Origin of the sequence: Pseudomonas sp. AM14(2022), assembly GCF_036346455.1 — a bacterium.
Lineage (GTDB): Bacteria > Pseudomonadota > Gammaproteobacteria > Pseudomonadales > Pseudomonadaceae > Aquipseudomonas > Aquipseudomonas putida_A.
In genome coordinates, this window is the sequence record NZ_JAOTNY010000026.1 from 18,190 (window position 1) to 41,408 (window position 23,219).

The window sequence follows — 23,219 nt, forward strand, 5'->3', positions numbered from 1 at the left end:
CATGCAACGCGACGCACTCCTGACCCAGGATGAGCTGGATTTCATCCAGACCATGCAGCACAACCCGCAGCTCAATGTGCGGGATGCGACGTCGAGCCTGTTGGTCAATGGAGGTTCGCAGATCCGTGACCTGCTCACGCGCCTGGCGGCTCACGAGCAAGTGACCATTCAGGCCAATTTCGAAAATCAGCAAATGACCTTTCCGCTGCACCTGGTGGAAGACGAATTCCACGCGTTGCACCTGCGCCTGGGCGTGCCGAGCATTTACGAAGACGGGCCGATGATTCGCCCATGGCGCCTGACTCTCGAAGAGCCGGTCGCGCTGGAAAATGCCAAAGGCCAACCGGGCATGATGTGGGTGCACGAGGTGTCGCACAAAGGCGTGCTGCTGGAAATGCGCAACAAGACCAAACCGCCCAAGCATTTCGCGCTGTGGTTCAGCCCTTCAGGTTACGAGCGGATTTCCCTGCGCGGCAACTTCGAGCGCGAAACCGAGCACGGCTTCTACGCCTACGAGCTGAGCCAGACCGACGCCGATGAAACCGAACGGCTGCGCCAGTTCATCCTGCAACAACACCGTCTGACCCACCCCGCCCTGCACACCTGATATTCAGGTATCCAGCGTACCTGCGAGAAATTGCGTCATGCGCTGACGCATCGTCGCTCCTTCATTGCCCAGACAACCGATCGACGATCCGGCCAGACTGTCCTGTGCCAGATCGGCAGCGTCGCCGGCGAGCATTACCTGACAGTCGAGACTCAAGGCCAGTCGATTCAGACGGCGCGGCAAATCCGCGGTGGGGGCATGGTTGGAAAACAGCACCAGCGCCTGCGGCTTGATCCGCTCGCACACCAGCGCCAACTCATCGAATGGCTGGCCGGTGGTCAGCACCCGCACGCCCGCATCATTGCCACTGAGAAACAACGCGGCAACCAGTAGCTCGAGTTCACGACACTGACCGGCAAGCGCACTGACAATCACTTTGCGCGGCTGGGTGCCGCGCAGCGCGACGATCCGCTGCAACACCCGCGCCCGCAGGAACCCGTCGAAAAACAGCCACTCGCTGGTCTGCCCGAAGGCATCCTGGCGCTGCAACATCTGCAGCCACAAAGGCATGAGAATGTTCTGAAACACTACCGGCAGCGAGTAGGACGAGAAGATCTGGTTGTAAACCTGATCCAGCGCGCGGTCGTCGAACGAACTGACGGCCAATTGCACCTGCTGCTGCCATTGCGCGTAATCGGCCTGGACCAGATCATCGGGGATGATATGGGCCAAGGCTTTCAGCGGCTCGGTCCTCGCCAGGATCTTGCCGACCTTGCTCACGGCCACGCCGCGATCGATCCAGTCGACGATGCTGCGCACGCGCTCGATTTCGGTCATCGAATACAACCGGTGCCCGCTTTCGGTGCGCGTCGGCTGAATCAAACCGTAGCGGCGCTCCCATGCACGCAGCGTTACCGGGTTGACGCCGGTCAGCCGCGACACCTCCCGAATAGGGAACAACTCTTCGCGCTCAAGTGCGACAGAAGCCTGCGAGGCAGGGTTAGCGTCCGTGATAACAGCCATGGTGCTGGTGTGTCCGCTCGGTAAATTTGGATCCCATTCTACATCCGATGCCCTCTGTCGGTTCAACCCAATAAACAGAGACGAAAGTCTCTGAAACTGTCATCAAAATCGGGAATAATCCTTGCTTGTTGAAAAGCGCAGGCCCCACCCCGGCTTGCGCATTGCGAAACCTCCTACCCGGAGCGCCGCACTCGAAATATGGAGATACACAATGTCTACTTCCCCCGTCACGCTGATGGTTGCGCGTCGCGTCGCCGACGGCCGCTATCAGGACCTGATTGCCTGGCTGCGCGAAGGCGAACAACTGGCCACGGACTTTCCCGGTTATCTGGGTTCCGGCGTGCTCGCTCCGCCACCCGGTGACAACGAATTCCAGATCATTTTCCGCTTCGTCGACGAGCAGACCCTGCACGCTTGGGAGCACTCGGTCTCGCGTACCGCGTGGCTGGCGCGGGGCAGCGATCTGTTCGAGCATCCCAAGGAGCATCGGGTCAGCGGCATCGAAGGCTGGTTCGGCGCTGCCGGTCAACGGCCACCACGCTGGAAACAGGCTGTGGCGATCTGGCTGGCGTTCTTCCCGGTGTCGCTGCTGTTCAACTTTGTCCTCGGACCGCTGCTCGGCGAGATGAGCCTGCTGCCACGGGTATTGATCAGCACGGCGTGCCTGACGCCATTGATGGTGTATTTCTTTATTCCGTTGTCGACGCGGTTGCTGGCGAACTGGTTGAACAGTGCTCCGGCGCCTCGACTACCTGTTGAACCGGTGACTCAAAACCGTTGAGAGCCCATGTGGGAGCGGGCTTGCTCGCGAAAGCGTCATGTCAGTTGATGCATCCGTGCCTGGCACACCGCCTTCGCGAGCAAGCCCGGCTCCCACAAAAGCACAACACCCGTCTTGCGGTAGGTGGGCAACCCGCGTCGCTGTTATAGTTTTTGCTCCAACCGCGACGCGAGCCGTTCATGTCCATATCCTCCGCCCCGATCCTCATCACCGGTGCCGGCCAGCGTGTCGGTCTGCACTGCGCACAGCGTTTGCTTGAAGACGGCCATCGGGTCATCTTCACCTACCGCAGCGAACGTCCGGGCGTACAAGCCCTGCGAGATCTGGGCGCTGTCGCGGTGTTCGCGGACTTCTCCAGCGAAGCCACCATCCTCGCCTTCATCGATGAACTGAAAAGCCACACCGACTGCCTGCGCGCCATCGTCCACAACGCCTCCGAATGGCTGGCGGAAACCCCGGGCAGTGAAGCCGAGGCCTTCTCGCGTATGCTCAACGTACACATGCTCGCGCCGTATCTGATCAACCTGCACTGCGCCGACCTGCTCAAGCGCTCGATCCCGGCCGACATCATCCACATCAGCGACGACGTCACGCGCAAGGGCAGCAGCAAGCACATCGGTTATTGCGCCAGCAAGGCCGGGCTCGACAGCTTGACCCTGTCCTTCGCCGCGCGCTATGCGCCGGCAATCAAAGTCAACGGCATCGCGCCGGCCCTGCTATTGTTCAATCCCGACGACGACGCGGCGTACCGCGCCAGGGCGCTGGCCAAATCCGCGCTGGGCATCGAACCCGGCAGCGAAGTGATCTACCAGAGCCTGCGCTATCTGCTCGACAACCCCTATGTCACCGGCACAACCCTGACCGTCAACGGCGGACGGCACGTCAAATAAGCTGCTGCGCGAGGATCACCCATGAGCCGTTCCCTGCCCGAGAATTACCGCGAGATCCTCATCGGCCTCGGCGAAGACCCCGACCGCGAAGGTCTGCTCGATACCCCGGTGCGCGCGGCCAAAGCCATGCAATACCTGTGTCACGGCTATGAACAGAGTGTGGATCAGATCGTCAACGGCGCGCTGTTTGCCTCCGACAGCGACGAGATGATCATCGTCGCCGACATCGAGCTCTACTCGTTGTGCGAACATCACCTGCTGCCCTTCATCGGCAAGGCCCATGTGGCTTATATTCCGACAGGCAAGGTGCTGGGGCTGTCGAAGATCGCGCGGCTGGTGGACATGTTCGCCCGGCGCCTGCAGATTCAGGAAAACCTCACCCGGCAGATTGCCGATGCGGTGCAACAGGTCACCGATGCCGCCGGCGTCGCGGTGGTCATCGAGGCCCGGCACATGTGCATGATGATGCGCGGTGTCGAGAAACAGAATTCGACCATGAACACCTCGGTCATGCTCGGCGCCTTTCGCGACTCGAGCAACACCCGCCAGGAGTTCCTGCAATTGATTGGACGGAGCAAGTAAATGTCACAACTTCAACCGGGAATGGCGCGCATCCGGGTCAAGGATCTGCGCTTGCGCACCTTTATCGGGATCAACGAGGACGAGATCCTCAACAAGCAGGATGTGCTGATCAACCTGACCATCCTGTACGCAGCGCAGGAAGCGGTGCGCGACAACGACATCGATCACGCGCTGAATTACCGCACCATCACCAAGGCGATCATCGCCCACGTCGAGGGCAATCGTTTTGCGCTGCTCGAACGCCTGACCCAGGAACTGCTGGATCTGGTGATGACTCATGCTGCAGTGCTGTACGCCGAAGTCGAAGTCGACAAGCCGCATGCGCTGCGTTTTGCCGAGTCGGTGTCAATAACGCTTGCAGCGAGCCGCTAGCTTCAAGCTTCAAGCGGCAAGCTGTAAACTTCATATCAACGCCACCCATCTTGCAGCTTGAAGCTCGTCGCTTGAAGCTGTCTCGCAGAGACTCCCATGACCGAGCAACAACGCCTCGAACTCGAAGCCGCCGCTTTCCGCCGGCTGGTCGCCCATCTGGACAGCCGCAAGGACGTGCAGAACATCGACCTGATGAACCTCGCCGGATTCTGCCGCAACTGCCTGTCCAAATGGTACAAGGCTGCCGCCGATGAACAGCAGATCGAGGTCAGCCTCGACGACGCCCGTGAAGTGGTTTACGGCATGCCTTACGCCGAGTGGAAAGCCCAATACCAGCAAGAAGCCAGCGCCGAACAACAGGCGGCGTTCGCCAAAGGAAAACCCAATGAGTGATCTGAACACCCTGCGCGCCAGCCTCAAAAGCGGCGAACACGCTTTCGCCGACACCCTGGCTTTCATCGCCGCCGGTTACGACTACCAGCCTCAGGCGTTCAACAACGGTGGCGTGGAAAACGCCGCCGGGCAGAACGAAGGTTCGTGCAAGACTTTGGGTCTGGCACTGCTGGAAGGCTTGAGTGATGAAGAGGCGCTGCTGGCGTTCGGTGAACATTACCGTTCGGTGGTGGCGACGCCTGAGGGCAGCGACCACGGCAATATCCGCGCGCTGATCAAGCACGGTCTGGCGGGTGTGAAGTTCGAAGCACAGCCGCTGACCCGTCGCTGATTTCCATAGCCAACGCCGTCCCCTGTGGGAGCGGGCTTGCTCGCGAAGGCGCCGTGCCAGGCGACTTTTCTTTGTCTGACACACCGCTTTGGCGAGCAAGCCCGCTCCAACAGGGTTATGCGATGTAGCGGAAATACGGGCATAAAAAAACCGGCCGAAGCCGGTTTTTTTGTGTCTGCGATTTAGAACGAAGCGTTCTGCAGACCGTCCAGGTAACGCTCGGTGTCCAGTGCCGCCATGCAGCCGGCGCCAGCCGAGGTGATGGCCTGACGGTAGACGTGGTCAGCCACGTCACCGGCAGCGAAGATACCTTCGACGCTGGTGGCAGTGGCGTTGCCGTCACGGCCGCCCTGCACTACCAGATAACCGTCTTTCAGGGTCAACTGGCCTTCGAACAGCGAAGTGTTCGGAGTGTGGCCGATCGCGATGAACACGCCGTCGACTTTGATTTCGTCGAAGCTGCCGTCGTTGTTCTTGAGGCGCGCACCGGTCACACCCATGTTGTCGCCCAGCACTTCGTCGAGGTTGGCGTTCAACTTGAGGATGATCTTGCCTTCGGCCACGCGGGCGTTGAGCTTGTCGATCAGGATCTTCTCGGCGCGGAAGGTTTCGCGACGGTGGATCAGGGTCACGGTGCTGGCGATGTTGGCCAGGTACAGCGCCTCTTCTACAGCGGTGTTGCCGCCACCGACCACAGCCACTGGCTTGTTGCGGTAGAAGAAACCGTCGCAAGTCGCGCAGGCCGAAACGCCTTTGCCCATGAACGCTTCTTCCGACGGCAGGCCCAGGTAGCGAGCGCTGGCACCGGTAGCGATGATCAGGGCGTCGCAGGTGTAAGTCGCGCTGTCGCCGGTCAGGGTGTACGGCTTGGCAGCGAAGTCCACGGCGTTGATGTGATCGAAAACGATCTCGGTTTCAAAACGCTCGGCGTGCTCACGCATCCGCTCCATCAGGGCCGGACCGGTCAGGCCGTGCACGTCGCCTGGCCAGTTGTCGACTTCGGTGGTGGTGGTCAGCTGACCGCCGGCCTGCATGCCGGTGATCAGCAGTGGCTTGAGGTTGGCACGGGCGGCGTAGACCGCAGCACTGTAACCGGCAGGGCCGGAACCGAGAATAATCACTCGCGAATGACGGACTTCAGACATGACCTGCTCCTGTTGACCGGGCCGAAAAACTGGCGCGGAACGCCGGACTGCCGGCGGGAATAAAAAAGGACTGTGGATAACCTTGGGGAAGGTATGAGCTCGACAGTCCTGTAAAAAGTTGGGTGCAGCGTATCGAGGGGGGCAAGATTAAGGAAATACGGAATAACAATCCAGCTCATAGGTGGTCTCTATACGCACACTCCGACCATATCGACGTCTTTGTTACAGTGAATGTCGAGCGCTCTGCCGCGCTTTCGCACCTGTTGCAAAGTCGGTAAGGTCGGCGCGTTTTCCCTTGCTCGGAGCACCTTATGCCCGCCCCTGTTCTATCCGGCCCGCAATACCTGCGCGAAGGCCTCAAACTGGTTCTCAGTCCTGGCCTGCGCCTGTTCGTGTTGCTGCCGCTGGCGATCAACCTGGTGCTGTTCGTCGGATTGATCTATCTGGCCGGCCATCAGTTCAGCCTGTGGGTCGACAGCCTGATGCCGTCGCTGCCCGACTGGCTGAGTTTCCTCAGCTACATCCTCTGGCCGCTGTTCGTGGTGCTGGTGGCGTTGATGGTGTTCTTCACCTTCACCATGCTCGCCAACGTGATCGCTGCGCCGTTCAACGGTTTCCTCGCGGAAAAAGTCGAAGTGGTGGTACGCGGCACCGATGATTTCCCGGCCTTCAGCTGGGGCGAACTGATTGCGATGATCCCGCGCACCCTCGCCCGGGAAATGCGCAAACTCGGCTACTTCCTGCCGCGGGCGATCGGCCTGTTCATTCTCTCGTTCATCCCGGTAGTGAACATCGTCGCCGCCCCGCTGTGGCTGCTGTTCGGCGTGTGGATGATGGCGATCCAGTACATTGACTACCCGGCAGACAACCACAAACTGGGCTGGAACGAGATGCTCGCCTGGCTGCGGCAGAAACGCTGGCAGAGCATGAGTTTTGGCGGGATCGTCTATCTGGCGCTGCTGATTCCGGTGGTGAACATTCTGATGATGCCGGCTGCAGTGGCCGGGGCGACGTTGTTCTGGGTGCGTGAACGCGGTGCGGAGAATCTTGTCGCGCAGAGCTGAGCCGGTCACAAATCCATCATCCGAACGTCACAAGCACGACATGGCCTCAGCCGACACTGAGGTCATGACGACAGCTCTCCATATCACCCTGATCAGCGAAACCTTCCCACCGGAAATCAACGGGGTGGCCAATACCCTTGGTCGCTTGTGCGATGGCTTGCGCGCGCGTGGGCATCAGGTGGAACTGGTGCGACCGCGCCAGGCGGGAGATCCGCAGCGCGTCGAGGACGATGCCTTGCTGTTGTGTCGAGGCTGGCCGTTGCCGGGTTATCCCGGTCTGCAATGGGGACAGTCGTCGATGCACAAGCTGCTGCGGCGCTGGAAGCGTCATCGCCCGGACGTTTTGTACATCGCCACCGAAGGCCCGCTCGGTTTGTCGGCGTTGCGTGCGGCGCGACGCCTGGGGATCTCGGTGGTCAGCGGCTTTCACACCAATTTTCAGCAGTACACCAACCAGTACGGACTGAGTTTGCTGACGCGCTTGCTCACCCATTATCTGCGCTGGTTTCACAATCGCTCGGCAATGACCCTGGTGCCGAGCGTCAGTCAGCGCCTGGAACTGGAGCGTCGGCATTTCGACCGCCTCGCCCTGCTCTCCCGCGGCGTGGACAGCCAGTTGTTTCACCCGGCCAAGCGCCTGAACGGCTTGCGTGAGCAATGGGGCCTGAGCGAGCAGGACATCGCGGTGATTCACGTCGGCCGGCTGGCCCCGGAAAAGAACCTCGGCCTGCTCAAGCGCTGCTTCGACACCCTGTGCGGCACTTATCCACAGCGCAAGCTGAAGCTGATCGTGGTCGGCGACGGGCCGCAACGGCCTGCGCTGGAAAAGGAGCTGTCCGAAGCGATCTTCTGTGGTTCACAACGCGGCGAAGTACTGGCGGCGCACTATGCGTCCGGCGACATCTTTCTGTTCCCGAGCATGACCGAAACCTTCGGCAACGTGGTGCTTGAGGCGCTGGCGTCAGGGCTGGGGGTGGTGGCTTACGATCAGGCTGCGGCGGCGCAGCACATTCGCCATGGCTACAACGGCGTGTTGGCGATGCCCGGTGATGAACAAGCGTTCTGCGATGCGGCGGCGTGGTTGCTGGAGGAGGATGAGACCTTGCGTTGCGTGCGCCTGAATGCGCGCCAGCATGCCAGTCGCCAAGGGTGGGCGGCGATCATCGAGCAGTTTGAAAAGCATTTGCGTGGGGCGTGTGTCGGGGAACAGATGGTGCCGAATGCGCAGACATTGCCTTAGATCTTTGCTGATTTTGAACCTGCCTTCGCGAGCAAGCCCGCTCCCACATTTGGAACGCATTTCAAAGTGTGGGAGCGGGCTTGCTCGCGAATGAGCCGCTAAAGGCGACGCCTAAACCAGGGTCATCAACGCCTCACGGCTGAACGGCAGAATGTCCTGCTCACGCCCTTCACGGACTTTCAGCGCCCAGTCCGGATCCACCAGCAGCGCACGGCCCACTGCCACCAGATCGAACTCGTCGTTATTCAGACGCTCCAGCAGTTTCTCCAGACTTGCCGGTTGCGCGACCTTGTCGGTGTTGACCATGAATTGCAGGAACTCGCCGTCCAGACCGACGCTGCCTACGGTGATGGTCGGTTTGCCGGTCAGCTTGCGCGTCCAGCCGGCGAGGTTCAGCTCGGAACCGTCGAACTCAGGCTCCCAGAAACGCCGCGTCGAGCAGTGGAAAATATCCACGCCGGCATCCGACAAAGGCTTGAGGAATTCGCCCAGCGCCTCCGGGGTCTGCACCAGACGCGCGGTGTAATCCTGCTGCTTCCACTGCGAAAAACGGAAGATGATCGGGAAGCCTTCACCGACTGCCGCACGCACCGCTTGAATCAGCTCGATGGCGAAGCGCGAACGGTTGGCCAGGCTACCGCCGTATTCGTCGGTACGCTGGTTGCTGCCTTCCCAAAAGAACTGGTCGATCAGGTAACCGTGGGCGCCGTGAATTTCCACGCCGTCCATGCCGATGCCTTGCGCATCTTTGGCGGCCTGGGCGAACGCGGCGATCACGTCCTGAATGTCCTGTTTGGTCATGCCGTGCACCACGACCTGACCATCCTTGAGTTTTTCCGTCGGGCCGTATGCCGGGACGCTGGCGTCCGGCTCGGTGCCGATGCGGCGCACGCTGCCGACATGCCACAGTTGCGGAACAATCTTGCCGCCCTCGGCATGCACCGCGTCGACGACTTTTTTCCAGCCGGCCAGTGGCGCTTCGCCGAAGAACTGCGGCACATTCGGGTAACCGTTGGAAGCCTTGTGACCGACGGTGGTGCCTTCGGTGATGATCAGGCCAACACCGGCCGCAGCGCGGCGACGGTAGTACTCGATCACTTTGGAATTGGGTACGCCACCCGGGGAAAACGAGCGGGTCATCGGCGCCATCACCACGCGGGTCGGCAGTTCGAGGGCACCGAGGTGGAACGGTTTGAACAGGGCTTGCACCGGCATTGGAAGGCTCCACAGGGAATGACTTTATGACGGCGATAATATGAACCGTCAGCGCCTCTGAACAGCACTATTGATCTGAATGATTAAGGGTCAAAAGTCAGGCAAAAAAAATCGCAGCTCGATGGCTGCGATTTTTGTGTTTCAGCCCAGCGCTTTTTCAATCGCGTGGACAATGGTCGGATCATCCGGCGGCGTGCGCGGCGAGAATCGCGCCAATACCCGGCCATCCTTGCCGAGCAGGAATTTCTCGAAGTTCCAGGTGATATCCCCCGGAAACTCCGCCCCCTCGCCCGCCAGCAAGCGGTACAGCTGATGACGATCATGGCCGTTGACTTCAAGCTTGCTCGACAACGGGAACGTCACGCCATAGTTCAGGCTGCAGAACTCCTGGATTTGCTGTTCGGTACCCGGTTCCTGACCGGCAAACTGATTGCACGGCAGGCCCAGCACACTGAAGCCCTTGCCCTTGAATTGCTGGTAGAGGTTTTCCAGCGCCGCGTACTGTGGGGTCAAGCCGCATTTGGAGGCGACGTTGACCACCAGCACGACTTGGCCTTTGAAAGGCGCCAGCGGTAGCTCCTGACCATCCAGGGCTGTCAACTTAAGGTCGTGAAAAGCACTCATGACGGACTCCAGATTCCCGTGTTCTACTCGAAACAGCCACTTGGCGAGAGCACCAAGGACAGCCGCGGACTAAAAAGGCGCCCGCAGGCGCCTCTCCAGTACTCGAAGCTTAGCGCAGAAAATCAGTGGTGATGGCCACCTTCGCCATGGACGTGGCCATGAGCGACTTCTTCCTGGCTGGCGTCACGGATAGCAACGACCTTCACTTTGAAGTTCAGGCGCTGACCGGCCAGTGGGTGGTTGCCGTCGACGGTGACGTCGTCGCCGTCCAGGTCACGGATGGTCACGATCTGCATCTGGCCGTCCGGCGCCGAAGCGTGGAACTGCATGCCGACTTCCAGCTCGTCAACGCCTTCGAACATGCTGCGGCTCAGGGTGCTGACCAGTTCGGCAGCATATTCGCCGTAAGCGTCTTCCGGCTCAACGGACACTTCCAGCTCGTCACCAACAGCTTTGCCTTCCAGAGCTTTTTCCAGGCCCGGGATGATGTTGCCTGCGCCTTGCAGGTAGACCAGCGGAGCGCCGCCGGCGGAGCTGTCGATGACCTCACCAGCGTCGTTGGTCAGGGTATAGTCGATGGAGACAGCCTTATTGGCGGCGATCAGCATGGGGCGAGACCTTTTGCAGAAGAATATAGAAAGGCCAAGTTTAGCGAAGCAATCGCGCGAAAGCGAACACAACCCGGACAAACGGGATTCGACAATCGCCGGCTTCCATCAGGATGAAGACGGTCACTGGGTGGCCGAGCTTTCCTGTGGCCACACCCAGCACCTGCGTCACCAGCCGCCGTGGCAATCGCGGCCATGGGTCCTGGACCCGGCGCAACGTATTGAAAAAATAGGCCAACCCTTTGACTGCGGTTGGTGCGCACAAGGCTCGGTTAGCGATAACCTTGGCGACTGAATTGCGGTAGGCGGTCACGTATAGATCGCCACCATTGCCATGCACCTTTAGAGAATCCGCATGCAAACTTTTTTTATCGCGCCCACCGATTTTGGCGTGGGTCTGACCTCCATCAGCCTCGGGCTGGTGCGTACCCTGGAGCGGGCCGGACTGAAAGTCGGCTTCTTCAAACCGATTGCCCAGCCGCATCCGGGCGACACTGGCCCGGAGCGTTCCACCGAACTGGTGGCGCGCACCCACGGCCTGAAACCGCCGCAGCCACTGGGCCTGGCCCATGTCGAGCGGATGCTCGGCGACGGTCAGCTCGATGAGTTGCTCGAAGAAATCATCGCCCTCTATCAGCAAGCTGCTATCGGCAAAGATGTGCTGGTGGTCGAAGGCATGGTGCCGACCCGTAGCGCCAGCTACGCCGCGCGGGTCAATTTGCACCTGGCGAAAAGCCTGGATGCCGAGGTGATTCTGGTCTCGGCGCCGGAGAATGAAGTGCTCGCCGAACTCTCCGGCCGCGTGGAATTGCAGGCGCAATTGTTCGGCGGCCCGAAAGATCCGAAAGTCCTCGGCGTAATCCTCAACAAGGTCAAGACCGAGGAGAGCATGGATGCCTTCGCCACACGATTGAAGGAGCATTCGCCGTTGTTGCGCAGCGGTGATTTCCGCCTGCTCGGCTGCATTCCGTTTCAACCCGAACTCAATGCACCGCGTACCCGCGACGTCGCCGACCTGATGGGCGCGCAGGTGCTGAACGCCGGCGATTACGAAACCCGGCGCATGACCAAAATCATCATCTGCGCACGGACCATGCGCAACACTGTGGAGCTGCTCAAGCCCGGCGTACTGGTGGTGACCCCGGGTGATCGCGACGACATCATCCTCGCGGTCAGCCTCGCGGCACTCAATGGCGTACCGCTGGCCGGGCTGTTGCTGACCAGCGACACCCTGCCCGATCCACGCATCATGGACCTATGCCGTGGCGCGTTGCAGGCCGGTCTGCCGGTGCTGTCGGTGAGCACTGGCTCCTACGACACTGCCAACCTGCTCAATGGCCTGAACAAGGAAATCCCCATCGATGACCGCGAGCGTGCGGAGATCATCACTGACTTCGTCGCCAGCCATCTCGACGCCAAATGGCTGCATCAGCGCTGTGGCACCCCGCGGGAAATGCGTCTGTCGCCAGCGGTATTCCGCTACCAACTGATTCAACGGGCGCAGTCGGCGAACAAACGCATCGTCCTGCCCGAAGGCAGCGAGCCGCTCACCGTGCAAGCGGCGGCGATCTGCCAGGAACGCGGCATCGCCCGTTGCGTGTTGCTGGCCAAACCCGAGGACGTCGAAGCCGTAGCCCGCGCGCAAGGTATCGAGTTGCCACCGGGGCTGGAGATTCTCGATCCGGACTTGATCCGCGAGCGCTACATCGAGCCGATGGTCGCCCTGCGCAAAAGCAAAAGCCTCAACGCGCCGATGGCCGAACAGCAACTGGAAGACACCGTGGTGATCGGCACCATGATGCTCGCGCTGGATGAGGTCGACGGCCTGGTCTCGGGCGTGATCAACACCACTGCCAACACCATTCGCCCGGCCCTGCAACTGATCAAGACCGCACCGGGCTGCACGCTGGTATCGTCGGTGTTCTTCATGCTGTTCCCCGAAGAAGTGCTGGTCTATGGCGACTGCGTGATGAACCCGCACCCGAGCGCCGCCGAACTGGCGGAGATCGCACTGCAAAGCGCTGATTCCGCAGCGGCATTCGGCATTACCCCGCGGGTGGCGATGATCAGTTACTCCAGCGGCGAATCGGCCAGCGGTGAAGAAGTCGAGAAAGTCCGCGAAGCCACCCTGCTCGCCCACGAGCAACAGCACTCGCTGCTGATCGACGGCCCGCTGCAATACGACGCCGCTGCCAACGCAGACGTCGCCCGGCAACTGGCGCCGAACAGCCAGGTGGCCGGGCGCGCCACGGTATTCGTGTTCCCCGACCTGAACACCGGCAACACCACCCACAAAGCCGTGCAGCGCAGCGCCGACTGCGTCAGCCTCGGCCCGATGCTGCAAGGCCTGCGCAAACCGGTGAACGACCTGCCGCGCGGCGCGCAGGTCGACGACATCGTCTACACCATCGCCCTGACCGCGATTCAAGCCGCCAACCGACCTATGGATGTGTAAATGCTGGACTTCCTGCCCGCCCCGATTCGCGGCGTGATCGCCGCGCTGCTGTTGGCGCTCAATACGATTCTGCTGTGCTCGTTCCTGTTCTGCGTGGCGCTGATCAAAGTGCTGCCCTTCGACCTCGCCCGCCGCGCCTCACTGTGGCTGATGAGCCACACCCACGAAGCCTGGATCAGCAACAACAAAGGCTGGATGAACCTGGTGCGCCGCACCCGCTGGCACATCAGCGGCCTGCAAGGTCTGGACTACCAACACTCATACCTGATCACCAGCAACCACCAGAGTTGGGTCGACATCCTGGTGCTGCAATACGTGCTCAACCGTCGCATCCAGCCGCTGAAATTCTTCCTCAAGCAGGAGCTGATCTGGGTTCCGGTGATCGGTCTGGCCTGGTGGGCGCTGGGCTTCCCGTTCATGAAGCGCTACTCCAAGGCGTACCTGGAAAAGCATCCAGAGAAGAAAGGCAAAGACCTGGAAACCACGCGCAAGACCTGCGCGAAATTCCGCAACAACCCGGTGGGGATTTTCAACTTCGTCGAAGGCACGCGCTTCACCGAAGGCAAACATGCGCAACAGCAGTCACCGTTCAAATACCTGCTCAAACCCAAGGCGGGTGGCATCGCCTTTGTGCTTGATGCGATGGGTGAGCAACTGGAGTCGATCGTCAACGTGACCATCCACTATCCGGGCGGGCGTCCGGGTTTCTGGGATCTGCTGTGCGGCAACGTGCGCGACGTGGTGGTGCACTTTGAAGAACTGAAAATCCCGCCGGCCTTCATCGGCAAGAACTACGACCAGGACGGCGAATATCGCCTGCAATTCCAGGGCTGGATCAACCAGCTATGGCAGGACAAGGATGCGCTGCTGGAACAGATGCACCGCGAATTCCCAGACAAACGTTAATCCCCTGTAGGAGCGAGCCTGCTCGCGATAGCGGTGGAACAGCCACTCCCAATGTTGAACGACATACCGCTATCGCGAGCAGGCTCACTCCTACAGTTGGATGGAGTGCATTCAGTTAGAGCTTGGTCGGCTGTGAGGCCGCCTTCGCGAGCAAGCCCGCTCCCACAGTTTGCACACGGTGTATTCAGGTAGAGATTAGTCGGCTGTCAGACCACCTTCGCTGGCAAGCCAGGCTCCCACAGTTTGAACCCGGTGTATTCAGGTAGAAATTGGTCGGCTGTCAGGCCGCCTTCGCGAGCAAGCCCGCTCCCACAGTTTGAAACCGGTGTATTCAGGTAGAGATTGGTCGGCTGTCAGGCCGCCATCGCTGGCAAGCCAACTCCCACAGGAAAAGCTAAAGCCAGGCGCACGCTTTTCAACACTCAAATGGCCGAGTGTCAGCTCGCCGAAAGCTTTTGATCTTGATCCACGGGCGACGTCGGAAGGCTGAGCGTAGGGATTGATCCGGGGGTGGGAGCGCAGCGACCGTTTGGCGAAGCCAAACACAGCGAGAGGAGGTGCAGCGAAGCAAACCGTAGGCGCTGCGCCCGGATCAATCCCGGAGCGAAGGAACCCCGAGCCCCAGCGAGCGGGCCGAACGTAGGAGCAAGCGTTTTTGGTTACTTTTTAGGCGTTTGTAAAAAGTGACCCGCCGTAAGGGCGGAACCGCAATCAGCAACACCCGAAGAAACGGATATTCACACAACCCACCCAAAGCATGGTCGGCCCAAAGGCCGCCATCGCCGAAAACCAAATCGCCTCCAATAAAAAAGCCCGCCGATGATCACTCATCCGCGGGCCTTTCATTTCCGGCTAAAGCTTAAATCGCGCCACGCTTGCGCAGCAGATCCAACACCTGCTTGACGCTCTCTTCCAGCGACAACGACTGCGTGTCGATCACCAGATCAGCATTCAGCGGCACGTCATACGGGAACGACTCACCCGGAATATTATCGCCACCCGCAGCATACAAGCCCTGCGGATCACGCTCGGCACACACCGCCGGCGAGGCCTGCACATAAACCGTCAGCAGACGCTCCTTGCCGATCAGATCCTTGGCCTGCTCACGACCTTCAGCGCTCGGCGCAACAAACGCCGCCAGGGTCAACAGACCCGCCTCGTTGAACTGACGCGCCACATGCGCAGCACGCCGCCAGTTCTCGGTCCGACCGGCACGATCCTGCGGCAGCCCTTTGTTCAGGTCGTGACGCAGATTCTGACCATCGAGCACAAACACCGCACGGCCCATGTCGAACAGCTTGCGCTCGACCGCGTAGGCCAGCGTGCTCTTGCCCGCGCCCGACAGGCCGCTGAACAGCACGGTCGCTGGCTGCTGGCCGAAACGCTGGGAACGTTCCTCAGTGGCAACGTGAGCCAGTTTGCCGTGGTGCGAGGCAGTCCCATGAGCCACTGGCTGAGCGACGATCATGCCGGCGCCGACGGTGCCGTTGGTCAAACGGTCGATGACGATGAACGCGCCGGTGGTGCGGTTGCTGTCGTAACCGTCGAGGGCGATCGGCGCGTCGAGCGCGATCTTCACCTTGCCGATTTCGTTGAGCTGCAACGCGCTCGCCGGGCCTTCTTCGAGGGTGTTGACGTCGACCTTGTTGACGATGCTGGCAATCGAGCCCGGCACGTAACTGGTGGCGCGCTTGATGTCGTATTTCTTGCCCGGCAGCATCGGCTCTTCAGCCATCCACACCAGCATCGCTTCGAAGCTGTCGGTGACCGGCGGCACGTTGTCGGCATGCACCAGCAGGTCGCCACGGGAGATGTCGATTTCGTCTTCCATGGTCAGCGTCACCGCTTGACCCGGGCCGGCCTGCTCCAGCTCACCTTCGAAGGTGACGATGGATTTGACGCGGCTGCTCTTGCCCGACGGCAGAACCACCACTTCGTCGCCCTTGTGCACGATGCCGCTGGCGAGGGTGCCAGCGAAACCACGGAAGTTCAGGTTCGGACGGTTGACGTACTGCACCGGGAAACGCAAATCGGTGAAGTTGCGGTCGCCCGCCACTTCCACGGTCTCGAGAATTTCCATCAGCGACTGACCTTTGTACCAAGGCGAGCGCTCGGACTTGTTCACCACGTTGTCGCCCTTGAGGGCAGACATCGGCACGAAGTGCATGCTGGTCGGCTTCATCTTCAAGCCTTCGGCGAACTTCAGGTAGTCGGCCTTGATCGACTCGAACACGCCTTCATCGAAGTCTTTCAAGTCCATCTTGTTGATGGCGACGACGATGTGCTTGATGCCGAGTAACGAGGCGATGAAGCTGTGGCGACGGGTCTGGGTCTGCACGCCGTAACGGGCGTCGACCAGGATGATCGCCAGGTCACAGGTGGAGGCACCGGTGGCCATGTTGCGGGTGTACTGCTCATGGCCTGGGGTGTCGGCGATGATGAATTTGCGTTTGGCGGTGGAGAAATAGCGGTAGGCGACATCGATGGTGATGCCCTGCTCACGCTCAGCCTGCAGGCCATCGACCAGCAACGCCAGGTCGATGTCGTCACCGGTGGTGCCGACTTTCTTCGAATCGCGAGTGATAGCTTCCAGGTGATCTTCGTAGATCATCTTGGAGTCGTGCAGCAGGCGCCCGATCAGGGTGCTCTTGCCGTCATCGACGTTACCGCAGGTCAAAAAGCGCAGCAGCTCTTTACGTTCGTGCTGGCCCAGGTAGGCGAGGATGTCCTCGCTGATCAAATCAGATGCGTGCGACATGACAACCCCTTAGAAATAACCCTGACGTTTCTTGTCTTCCATCGAGCCTGCGCCATCGTGGTCGATGACCCGGCCCTGGCGCTCGGAAGTTCGCGTCAGGAGCATTTCCTGAATGATGTCCGTGAGGGTTTCAGCCTCGGACTCCACCGCGCCCGTCAACGGGTAGCAGCCAAGGGTACGGAAACGCACTTTCTTTTTGACGATACGTGCCTTGTCCTCGTCGGACAGGTGTTCGAGGATACGGTCGTCGTCGATCATGATCAGCGTGCCGTTCTTCTCGATCACTTCGCGCTCGGCGGCGAAGTACAGCGGCACAATCGGGATGCCTTCGAGGTAGATGTACTGCCAGATGTCCAGCTCGGTCCAGTTCGACAACGGGAACACCCGAATGGATTCGCCCTTGTTGACCTTGCCGTTGTAGACGTTCCACAGCTCAGGGCGCTGGTTTTTCGGGTCCCAGCGGTGCTTGCTGTCGCGGAACGAGTACACGCGCTCTTTGGCACGGGACTTCTCTTCATCGCGACGGGCGCCGCCGAACGCGGCGTCGAAACCATGCTTGTCGAGCGCCTGTTTCAGGCCCTCGGTCTTCATGATGTCGGTGTGTTTGGCGCTGCCGTGGGTGAACGGGTTGATGTTCTGCGCCACGCCATCGGGGTTGATGTGGGTGATCAGGTCCAGGCCCAGCTCTTCGACCATCTTGTCGCGGAACTTGTACATCTCCTGGAATTTCCAGCGAGTGTCGACGTGCATCACCGGAAACGGCAGTTTGCCCGGGAAGAACGCCTTGCGTGCCAGATGCAGCATCACGGCGGAGTCTTTACCGATGGAGTACAGCATCACCGGGTTGTCGAACTCGGCGGCCACCTCGCGGATGATGTGGATGCTTTCCGCCTCCAGCTGTTTCAGATGCGTCAGTTTGTCGACCATGGCTACTCACGAAAGCTTTCTTATGAACGGCCAGCGGGCCGTGTTCGAGCGGGGAATCCTAGCACAGCGACCTCTTCTAATCAGGACGGCTACTAGATCGAAAGGGCATATGAATATGCCTGCCGGTTCGGCCGAGCAGTTCCCTTGTGGGAGCGAGCCTGCTCGCGAAAGCGGTATGCCAGACACCTTTGTATTGAAAGTCTGACGCCTTCGCGAGCAGGCTCGCTCCCACAGGTATTTGTGGTGGATTCAGATAGGGTTCGGGCAATCGATGAAGATGTGTTCGAGGGCGAAACGTTTTGCCAGGTAGTCACCCAGCGCCTGCACGCCATAGCGCTCGGTGGCGTGGTGGCCGGCGGCGATGAAGCTGATGTCGTTTTCCCGAGCGCTGTGGAAGGTCTGCTCGGAGGCTTCACCGCTGAGGAACAGATCGACACCCGCCGCCACGCCCTGATCGATATAACCCTGCCCGCCACCGGTACACCAGCCAACTCGACGAATCATCCCACTGCCCTCGACCAGCAGCGGCTCGCGGCCCATGACGTCTTTAACCTTGCGGGCGAAATCCCTTGGGGTCATTGGCTCGCTCAACGACCCGACCAGTCCGACAATTTTGAGGTTGTCCGGATCCAGTGGCCCTTCAACGGTAATGTCCAGCTGACGCGCCAGTTGCACGTTGTTGCCGACCTCCGGATGCAGATCCAGCGGCAAGTGATAGGCGAGCAGACTGATGTCGTGCTTGAGCAAAGTCTTCAAGCGCCGCTGCTTCATGCCGGTGATGCACGGGTTCTCGCCTTTCCAGAAATAACCGTGATGCACCAGCACCAGATCGGCCTCGGCTTCCACCGCAGCATCGAGCAAGGCCTGACTGGCGGTGACGCCACTGACGATGCGCATCACCTGCGGACGGCCTTCGACCTGCAGGCCGTTGGGGCAATAATCGGCGATTTTCGCACTGCCGAGGTAACGGTCGGCTTCTTCGACGAGGGTGCTGAGGGCGACGGCCATGAAAGACTCCTGAAAATCCCGTTCAGAGGCGCGCGCGGCCTCGTATAATGCGCGACATTATGGGCGGTCTGACCCCGCCTGCAACTTTTCCAGGACGTGCTTAATGCTCAAGGCGCTGCGTTTTTTCGGCTGGCCGCTGTTGGCCGGTGTGCTTATCGCTCTGTTGATTATTCAGCGTTACCCGCAGTGGGTCGGGCTGCCGAGCCTCGATGTCAACCTGCAACAGGCCCCGCAGACCACCAGCGTGCAGCAGGGACCGGTGTCCTATGCCGACGCAGTGACCATCGCCGCACCCTCGGTAGTCAACCTTTACACCACCAAGGTCATCAACAAACCGGCGCACCCGCTGTTTGAAGACCCGCAGTTCCGGCGCTTCTTCGGTGACAACTCGCCGAAGCAGAAACGCATGGAATCGAGCCTCGGTTCCGGGGTGATCATGAGCCCGGAAGGCTACATTCTGACCAACAACCACGTGACCACCGGCGCCGACCAGATCGTGGTGGCACTCAAGGACGGTCGCGAAACCCTCGCCCGGGTGATCGGCAGCGATCCGGAAACCGACCTCGCGGTGCTGAAGATCGACCTGAAAAACCTGCCGGCGATCACCGTCGGCCGCTCCGACAGCATCCGCATCGGCGATGTCGCGCTGGCCATCGGCAACCCGTTCGGCGTCGGCCAGACCGTGACCATGGGCATCATCAGCGCCACCGGGCGTAACCAGTTGGGCCTGAACAACTACGAAGACTTCATCCAGACCGACGCGGCGATCAACCCGGGCAACTCCGGCGGCGCGCTGGTTGATGCCAACGGCAACCTCACCGGCATCAATACGGCGATCTTCTCCAAGTCCGGCGGCTCGCAGGGCATCGGTTTTGCAATCCCGGTGAAACTGGCGATGGAAGTGATGAAGTCGATCATCGAGCACGGTCAGGTGATTCGTGGCTGGCTGGGTATTGAAGTGCAGCCGCTGACCCAGGAACTGGCCGAGTCGTTTGGCCTGTCCGGGCGTCCGGGGATTGTCGTGGCGGGGATCTTCCGCGATGGCCCGGCACAGAAGGCCGGCCTGCAACTGGGTGACGTGATTCTGAGTATCGACGGCGAACCGGCCGGTGATGGCCGCAAGTCCATGAACCAGGTGGCGCGGATCAAGCCGACTGACAAAGTGACCATTCAGGTCATGCGCAACGGCAAAGAACTGAAGCTCACCGCTGAAATCGGCCTGCGTCCGCCGCCTGCACCGGTGAAAGAAGAAGAGTAAAACTTTATTCGCGCCGAGTGCGCGAATGAAAGACACTCTCAACAGGCATGTTATATTGTTTCAATTTAACGATTGGAACTACATAACATGTCGTCTCGAAAAAAGGCTTCGCTGCTTGGCCTGACCCTGGGCCTGCTGGGCGATCCGGTCTTCGCCGAAGATCCGCAACCCCTCGAACTCGACGCCATCAGCGTCACTTCCGATTATGAATCCCCCAGCGGGCCGGTCAGCGGCTACCGCGCGACGCGCTCCGCCAGTGCAACCAAAACCGACACCGCCATCCGCGACATTCCCCAAGCGATCAGCGTGGTGCCGGCCAGCGTGCTCAAGGATCTGGGCAGCCACAATGTCGAACGCGCACTGGAATTTGCCGGCGGCGTGTCGAAGCAGAACAATTTTGGCGGCCTGACGCTGTACGAATACAGCGTACGCGGCTTCACCACCTCAGAGTTCTACAAGGACGGTTTCAGCGCCAATCGCGGCTACCCGAGCACGCCGGACGCGGCCAATGTGGAGCGCATCGAAGTCCTCAAAGGACCGGCCGCGAGCCTGTATGGCCGTGGTGATCCTGGCGGCACGGTGAACATCGTCACCAAAAAGCCGCAGCCCGAAGCGTTCACCACCGTGCAGACCAGCGCTGGCAGTTGGGATCGTTATCGCACGGCTCTGGACGTCAACACGCAGCTCGACGAGCAGGGGGACGTGCTCTCGCGAATCAACCTTGCGGTCGAAGACAACCACAGCTTCCGTGATCACGTCGACAGCCAGCGGGTCTTCGTCGCACCTTCGATCAGTTGGCAACTGAGCCCGGACACTTCGTTGTTGGTGGAAAGCGAAATCGTCCGGCACAACTCCACGTTCGACCGAGGAATCGTCGCACCGAACAACAAATGGAGCGGCGTTTCGCGCTCGACCTTCCTCGGTGAACCGAACGACGGCAACATCGACAACCACAACAACCTGCTCCAGGCCACCCTCGAACATCACCTCAACGACAGCTGGAAACTGCGTCTGGCCAGCCACTACAAGGAAGGCAAACTGTGGGGCGACGCGTCTGAAAGTCGTGCGCTGAACGCCGATGGTCACACGGTCAACCGACGTTACCGCGAACGGGACACTAACTGGCACGACAGCATCACCCAATTGGAGCTGCGCGGTCTGTTCGACCTCGGCCCATGGCAGCACGAACTGCTGATCGGCACCGAGTACGAGAACTACCGCAAGAACGAACGCGTCACTACCATCGCCGGCGGTCCCTACGCCATCGACATCTACAAGCCGATCTACGGCCAACCGAAACCCAACGGCCCACGCTCGGGTACTGACTTCTTCGAACACGTCGAAAGCCACGCACTGAACCTGCAGGATCAAATCATCTTCACCGACAAACTGCGCGGGATGATCGGCGCACGCTTCGAACACTTTGATCAACGCATCGACGATCACACCCGCGATGCCAAAAGCCAGCAGACTCACGACGCCCTCACCCAACGCGCCGGCCTGCTCTATCAGTTGACGCCGAACACCGGCCTGTTCGCCAACGCCTCGACCTCGTTCAAACCGAATAACGGCCTCGACGCCTCCGGCAAATCCTTCGATCCCGAAGAAGGTGTCGGCTACGAAATCGGGATCAAGAACGAACTGTTCGACGAGCGCCTGAGCAGCACCCTCGCCTTCTTCCACATCGACAAGGAAAACGTCCTCGCCCTCGATCCGAACACCGATACCAGCCGTGCAATGGGCAAGGCGCGCAGTCGCGGTTTCGACTGGCAAGTGACCGGGCAAGTGACCGATGCCGTGCGGGTGATGGGTGCCTTCGCTTACATCGACGCTGAAGTGACCAAGGGCGACGCGGCAATCCCGACCGGCAGCCGCATCCTCGGCGTGGCCAAGCGCAGTGGCAGCCTGCTCGGTGTGTACGAATTTCAGGACGGCCATTTGCGCGGCTCGGACGTCGGCGCGGCGTTCACCTATGTCGGCGATCGCTCCGGTGAAGCCGGCGGTGATTTTGAAATGCCGGCCTATCACACCGTCGATCTGCTGGCCCATTACAAGGCCAGCGACAACGTCACGGTTGGCCTGAACCTGAACAATCTCTTCGACGAAAAATACTACGAGCGCTCCTACAGCAATTACTGGGTCAACCCCGGCGAGCCGCGCAATTTCACCGTCAGCCTGACACTCAACCTGTAAAAGGACGTCACTATGCAATGCCGCAAAACCCTGCTGATCATCGCCGCTTTGTTCGCCACTCAGGCCTCGGCCCACGGCCTGTGGACCGAACAACGGCGCGGCAATATCGAAGTGATCTACGGCCACGGCGCCGAGGACAATGCCTTCAAGGCGCAGAAAATCAGCGGCGCCTGGGCCTATGACACAAGCGGCAAAATGATCCCGGTCAGCGTCGAACGCCTGCCCGATCACGCGCGCCTGAAGCCGCTAAAAACACCGGCGGTCATGGCCGTCGCACTGAACAACGGCATGTGGTCGCAAACCGCCGACAGAAAATGGATCAACGAAGGCCGCAGCAAAGTGCCGGGTGCTGTCGAAGCCACCGAGACGTTCAAGTACAGCCTGGCGATTTATCAGCCGGGAGCAAAGTTGCCCAGGCTTGAGCAGATCAAGTTGCTGATTTTGCCGGAGGTCGACCCGCTGACCGTCGGCCCGGGCAAATCAATGCCGGTACGGGTGCTGCTCGATGGCAAACCGGCAGCGGGCGTGAAGCTGATTGGCGACTATCGCAATGCACCGAACACCCTGAGCACCGAAACGGACAAGGACGGACGCGCGCAGGTGCTGGTGCGTAATGAAGGGTTGAATGTGATTGCGGCGCAGGTGGAAGTGCCGGTGAAGGACAGCGCGGATGTGAACAGTCGCGGGCTGTTCAGTTCGCTGACGTTCCTTGGCGAACCGCATCACGAGTAAAAGCGCACCCTCACCCCAGCCCTCTCCCTGAGGGAGAGGGAGCAGACCGCGCTGTCTTGCGAAGTACATCGACCTGAAAATCCGAGTCGATTATGGATTCAGTACAGCACTCTCACGTCGGCGAAACTCTGCAATATCCCCCAATCAGTCCCCTCTCCCTCTTGGAG

The 23,219-nt window shown here is 60.3% G+C and carries 23 protein-coding genes; 15 read left to right on the forward strand and 8 right to left on the reverse strand.

Annotation, left to right across the window (positions count from 1 at the left end):
• Position 1: 1 nt before the first annotated feature.
• The gene (locus tag V3W27_RS27195) at positions 2–607 is read left to right on the forward strand and encodes a hypothetical protein (protein ID WP_027610872.1); all 606 of its coding nucleotides are present in this window, start codon (positions 2–4) and stop codon (positions 605–607) included.
• A 3-nt stretch (positions 608–610) separates the two neighbouring features.
• On the opposite strand, the gene V3W27_RS27200 is transcribed toward V3W27_RS27195, so the two are convergent.
• The gene (locus tag V3W27_RS27200) at positions 611–1,570 is read right to left on the reverse strand and encodes a MerR family transcriptional regulator (protein WP_096795375.1); all 960 of its coding nucleotides are present in this window, start codon (positions 1,568–1,570) and stop codon (positions 611–613) included.
• A 211-nt stretch (positions 1,571–1,781) separates the two neighbouring features.
• On the opposite strand from V3W27_RS27200, the gene V3W27_RS27205 reads away from it, so the two are divergent.
• The 6 genes from V3W27_RS27205 to V3W27_RS27230 all read left to right on the forward strand — a co-directional run bounded on the left by V3W27_RS27205 (position 1,782) and on the right by V3W27_RS27230 (position 4,919).
• On the forward strand, positions 1,782–2,351 hold the full coding sequence (locus V3W27_RS27205; RefSeq protein WP_330208002.1) for an antibiotic biosynthesis monooxygenase: 570 nt from the start codon (positions 1,782–1,784) through the stop codon (positions 2,349–2,351).
• Positions 2,352–2,536: 185 nt separating this feature from the next.
• On the forward strand, positions 2,537–3,241 hold the full coding sequence (gene folM, locus V3W27_RS27210; protein ID WP_442962678.1) for a dihydromonapterin reductase: 705 nt from the start codon (positions 2,537–2,539) through the stop codon (positions 3,239–3,241).
• A 21-nt stretch (positions 3,242–3,262) separates the two neighbouring features.
• A complete protein-coding gene (gene folE / locus V3W27_RS27215; RefSeq protein ID WP_095139529.1) occupies positions 3,263–3,823 on the forward strand; it encodes a GTP cyclohydrolase I FolE in 561 nt (186 codons plus the stop codon).
• Complete coding sequence (gene folX, locus V3W27_RS27220) at positions 3,824–4,195, forward strand: dihydroneopterin triphosphate 2'-epimerase (RefSeq protein WP_007968040.1); 372 nt, start codon at positions 3,824–3,826, stop codon at positions 4,193–4,195.
• Between the two features lie 96 nt (positions 4,196–4,291).
• The gene (locus V3W27_RS27225; RefSeq protein ID WP_003221730.1) at positions 4,292–4,588 is read left to right on the forward strand and encodes a DUF1244 domain-containing protein; all 297 of its coding nucleotides are present in this window, start codon (positions 4,292–4,294) and stop codon (positions 4,586–4,588) included.
• A complete protein-coding gene (locus V3W27_RS27230; RefSeq protein WP_097090400.1) occupies positions 4,581–4,919 on the forward strand; it encodes a HopJ type III effector protein in 339 nt (112 codons plus the stop codon). Before V3W27_RS27225 ends, V3W27_RS27230 begins: the two co-directional genes overlap by 8 nt.
• Positions 4,920–5,101: 182 nt before the next feature.
• On the opposite strand, the gene trxB is transcribed toward V3W27_RS27230, so the two are convergent.
• Positions 5,102–6,064 (reverse strand): thioredoxin-disulfide reductase, encoded by a 963-nt coding sequence (trxB, locus tag V3W27_RS27235; RefSeq protein ID WP_003221727.1) that lies wholly within the window; start codon positions 6,062–6,064, stop codon positions 5,102–5,104.
• A gap of 311 nt (positions 6,065–6,375) precedes the next feature.
• Here trxB and cysZ point away from each other — a divergent pair, with 311 nt between their 5' ends.
• Both cysZ and V3W27_RS27245 read left to right on the forward strand, forming a co-directional pair.
• Positions 6,376–7,128: a sulfate transporter CysZ gene (gene cysZ, locus V3W27_RS27240; protein WP_330208004.1), complete on the forward strand. Its 753-nt coding sequence runs from the start codon at positions 6,376–6,378 to the stop codon at positions 7,126–7,128.
• A 40-nt stretch (positions 7,129–7,168) separates the two neighbouring features.
• Positions 7,169–8,368: a glycosyltransferase family 4 protein gene (locus tag V3W27_RS27245; protein ID WP_330208005.1), complete on the forward strand. Its 1,200-nt coding sequence runs from the start codon at positions 7,169–7,171 to the stop codon at positions 8,366–8,368.
• A 111-nt stretch (positions 8,369–8,479) separates the two neighbouring features.
• On the opposite strand, the gene V3W27_RS27250 is transcribed toward V3W27_RS27245, so the two are convergent.
• The 3 genes from V3W27_RS27250 to V3W27_RS27260 all read right to left on the reverse strand — a co-directional run bounded on the left by V3W27_RS27250 (position 8,480) and on the right by V3W27_RS27260 (position 10,815).
• Positions 8,480–9,583: an NADH:flavin oxidoreductase gene (locus V3W27_RS27250; RefSeq protein ID WP_330208006.1), complete on the reverse strand. Its 1,104-nt coding sequence runs from the start codon at positions 9,581–9,583 to the stop codon at positions 8,480–8,482.
• A gap of 141 nt (positions 9,584–9,724) precedes the next feature.
• Positions 9,725–10,207 carry a glutathione peroxidase gene (locus tag V3W27_RS27255; RefSeq protein ID WP_027610864.1) on the reverse strand — a complete coding sequence of 161 codons (483 nt, stop codon included), beginning with the start codon at positions 10,205–10,207 and terminating at the stop codon, positions 9,725–9,727.
• A gap of 122 nt (positions 10,208–10,329) precedes the next feature.
• Entirely contained in the window at positions 10,330–10,815 is a 486-nt protein-coding gene (locus V3W27_RS27260) for an FKBP-type peptidyl-prolyl cis-trans isomerase (protein ID WP_007968032.1), read from the reverse strand.
• Here V3W27_RS27260 and V3W27_RS27265 point away from each other — a divergent pair.
• From V3W27_RS27265 to V3W27_RS27275, 3 genes are read left to right on the forward strand one after another with little or no spacing between them, the layout of a single operon-like run.
• Positions 10,784–11,110: a DUF3565 domain-containing protein gene (locus tag V3W27_RS27265; protein ID WP_096795392.1), complete on the forward strand. Its 327-nt coding sequence runs from the start codon at positions 10,784–10,786 to the stop codon at positions 11,108–11,110. The two genes, V3W27_RS27260 and V3W27_RS27265, sit on opposite strands and share 32 nt — an antisense overlap.
• A 60-nt stretch (positions 11,111–11,170) precedes the next feature.
• Positions 11,171–13,270 carry a phosphate acetyltransferase gene (pta, locus tag V3W27_RS27270; RefSeq protein WP_098967230.1) on the forward strand — a complete coding sequence of 700 codons (2,100 nt, stop codon included), beginning with the start codon at positions 11,171–11,173 and terminating at the stop codon, positions 13,268–13,270.
• The gene (locus V3W27_RS27275; protein ID WP_047597834.1) at positions 13,271–14,176 is read left to right on the forward strand and encodes an acyltransferase; all 906 of its coding nucleotides are present in this window, start codon (positions 13,271–13,273) and stop codon (positions 14,174–14,176) included. It begins immediately after the preceding gene.
• 859 nt (positions 14,177–15,035) lie between these two features.
• On the opposite strand, the gene cysN is transcribed toward V3W27_RS27275, so the two are convergent.
• The 3 genes from cysN to V3W27_RS27290 all read right to left on the reverse strand — a co-directional run bounded on the left by cysN (position 15,036) and on the right by V3W27_RS27290 (position 18,869).
• Positions 15,036–16,934: a sulfate adenylyltransferase subunit CysN gene (gene cysN, locus V3W27_RS27280; RefSeq protein WP_027610861.1), complete on the reverse strand. Its 1,899-nt coding sequence runs from the start codon at positions 16,932–16,934 to the stop codon at positions 15,036–15,038.
• A gap of 9 nt (positions 16,935–16,943) precedes the next feature.
• Entirely contained in the window at positions 16,944–17,861 is a 918-nt protein-coding gene (cysD, locus tag V3W27_RS27285) for a sulfate adenylyltransferase subunit CysD (RefSeq protein ID WP_003221715.1), read from the reverse strand.
• 249 nt (positions 17,862–18,110) lie between these two features.
• Positions 18,111–18,869, reverse strand: coding sequence for a Nif3-like dinuclear metal center hexameric protein (locus V3W27_RS27290; protein WP_027610860.1), 759 nt, complete (start codon positions 18,867–18,869; stop codon positions 18,111–18,113).
• 103 nt (positions 18,870–18,972) lie between these two features.
• On the opposite strand from V3W27_RS27290, the gene algW reads away from it, so the two are divergent.
• The 3 genes from algW (at position 18,973) to V3W27_RS27305 (ending at position 23,052) form a co-directional block, all read left to right on the forward strand.
• The gene (gene algW, locus V3W27_RS27295) at positions 18,973–20,127 is read left to right on the forward strand and encodes a Do family serine endopeptidase AlgW (protein ID WP_096795365.1); all 1,155 of its coding nucleotides are present in this window, start codon (positions 18,973–18,975) and stop codon (positions 20,125–20,127) included.
• Between the two features lie 87 nt (positions 20,128–20,214).
• Positions 20,215–22,320, forward strand: a complete 2,106-nt coding sequence (locus V3W27_RS27300; protein ID WP_330208007.1) for a TonB-dependent siderophore receptor — start codon at positions 20,215–20,217, stop codon at positions 22,318–22,320.
• 12 nt (positions 22,321–22,332) lie between these two features.
• Positions 22,333–23,052 carry a DUF4198 domain-containing protein gene (locus V3W27_RS27305; protein WP_330208008.1) on the forward strand — a complete coding sequence of 240 codons (720 nt, stop codon included), beginning with the start codon at positions 22,333–22,335 and terminating at the stop codon, positions 23,050–23,052.
• Positions 23,053–23,219: the final 167 nt, after the last annotated feature.

What these genes read in the sequence shown, in the direction of transcription:
- V3W27_RS27290 (WP_027610860.1), bottom strand. Translation starts at nt 18,869, where the DNA reads ATGGCCGTCGCCCTCAGCACCCTCGTCGAAGAAGCCGACCGTTACCTC.
- pta (WP_098967230.1), top strand. Translation starts at nt 11,171, where the DNA reads ATGCAAACTTTTTTTATCGCGCCCACCGATTTTGGCGTGGGTCTGACC.
- V3W27_RS27265 (WP_096795392.1), top strand. Translation starts at nt 10,784, where the DNA reads ATGGAGACAGCCTTATTGGCGGCGATCAGCATGGGGCGAGACCTTTTG.
- cysZ (WP_330208004.1), top strand. Translation starts at nt 6,376, where the DNA reads ATGCCCGCCCCTGTTCTATCCGGCCCGCAATACCTGCGCGAAGGCCTC.
- cysN (WP_027610861.1), bottom strand. Translation starts at nt 16,934, where the DNA reads ATGTCGCACGCATCTGATTTGATCAGCGAGGACATCCTCGCCTACCTG.
- algW (WP_096795365.1), top strand. Translation starts at nt 18,973, where the DNA reads ATGCTCAAGGCGCTGCGTTTTTTCGGCTGGCCGCTGTTGGCCGGTGTG.
- cysD (WP_003221715.1), bottom strand. Translation starts at nt 17,861, where the DNA reads ATGGTCGACAAACTGACGCATCTGAAACAGCTGGAGGCGGAAAGCATC.
- V3W27_RS27225 (WP_003221730.1), top strand. Translation starts at nt 4,292, where the DNA reads ATGACCGAGCAACAACGCCTCGAACTCGAAGCCGCCGCTTTCCGCCGG.
- V3W27_RS27255 (WP_027610864.1), bottom strand. Translation starts at nt 10,207, where the DNA reads ATGAGTGCTTTTCACGACCTTAAGTTGACAGCCCTGGATGGTCAGGAG.
- V3W27_RS27245 (WP_330208005.1), top strand. Translation starts at nt 7,169, where the DNA reads ATGGCCTCAGCCGACACTGAGGTCATGACGACAGCTCTCCATATCACC.
- V3W27_RS27195 (WP_027610872.1), top strand. Translation starts at nt 2, where the DNA reads ATGCAACGCGACGCACTCCTGACCCAGGATGAGCTGGATTTCATCCAG.
- folX (WP_007968040.1), top strand. Translation starts at nt 3,824, where the DNA reads ATGTCACAACTTCAACCGGGAATGGCGCGCATCCGGGTCAAGGATCTG.
- V3W27_RS27300 (WP_330208007.1), top strand. Translation starts at nt 20,215, where the DNA reads ATGTCGTCTCGAAAAAAGGCTTCGCTGCTTGGCCTGACCCTGGGCCTG.
- V3W27_RS27205 (WP_330208002.1), top strand. Translation starts at nt 1,782, where the DNA reads ATGTCTACTTCCCCCGTCACGCTGATGGTTGCGCGTCGCGTCGCCGAC.
- V3W27_RS27275 (WP_047597834.1), top strand. Translation starts at nt 13,271, where the DNA reads ATGCTGGACTTCCTGCCCGCCCCGATTCGCGGCGTGATCGCCGCGCTG.
- V3W27_RS27260 (WP_007968032.1), bottom strand. Translation starts at nt 10,815, where the DNA reads ATGCTGATCGCCGCCAATAAGGCTGTCTCCATCGACTATACCCTGACC.
- trxB (WP_003221727.1), bottom strand. Translation starts at nt 6,064, where the DNA reads ATGTCTGAAGTCCGTCATTCGCGAGTGATTATTCTCGGTTCCGGCCCT.
- folE (WP_095139529.1), top strand. Translation starts at nt 3,263, where the DNA reads ATGAGCCGTTCCCTGCCCGAGAATTACCGCGAGATCCTCATCGGCCTC.
- V3W27_RS27200 (WP_096795375.1), bottom strand. Translation starts at nt 1,570, where the DNA reads ATGGCTGTTATCACGGACGCTAACCCTGCCTCGCAGGCTTCTGTCGCA.
- V3W27_RS27230 (WP_097090400.1), top strand. Translation starts at nt 4,581, where the DNA reads ATGAGTGATCTGAACACCCTGCGCGCCAGCCTCAAAAGCGGCGAACAC.
- V3W27_RS27250 (WP_330208006.1), bottom strand. Translation starts at nt 9,583, where the DNA reads ATGCCGGTGCAAGCCCTGTTCAAACCGTTCCACCTCGGTGCCCTCGAA.
- V3W27_RS27305 (WP_330208008.1), top strand. Translation starts at nt 22,333, where the DNA reads ATGCAATGCCGCAAAACCCTGCTGATCATCGCCGCTTTGTTCGCCACT.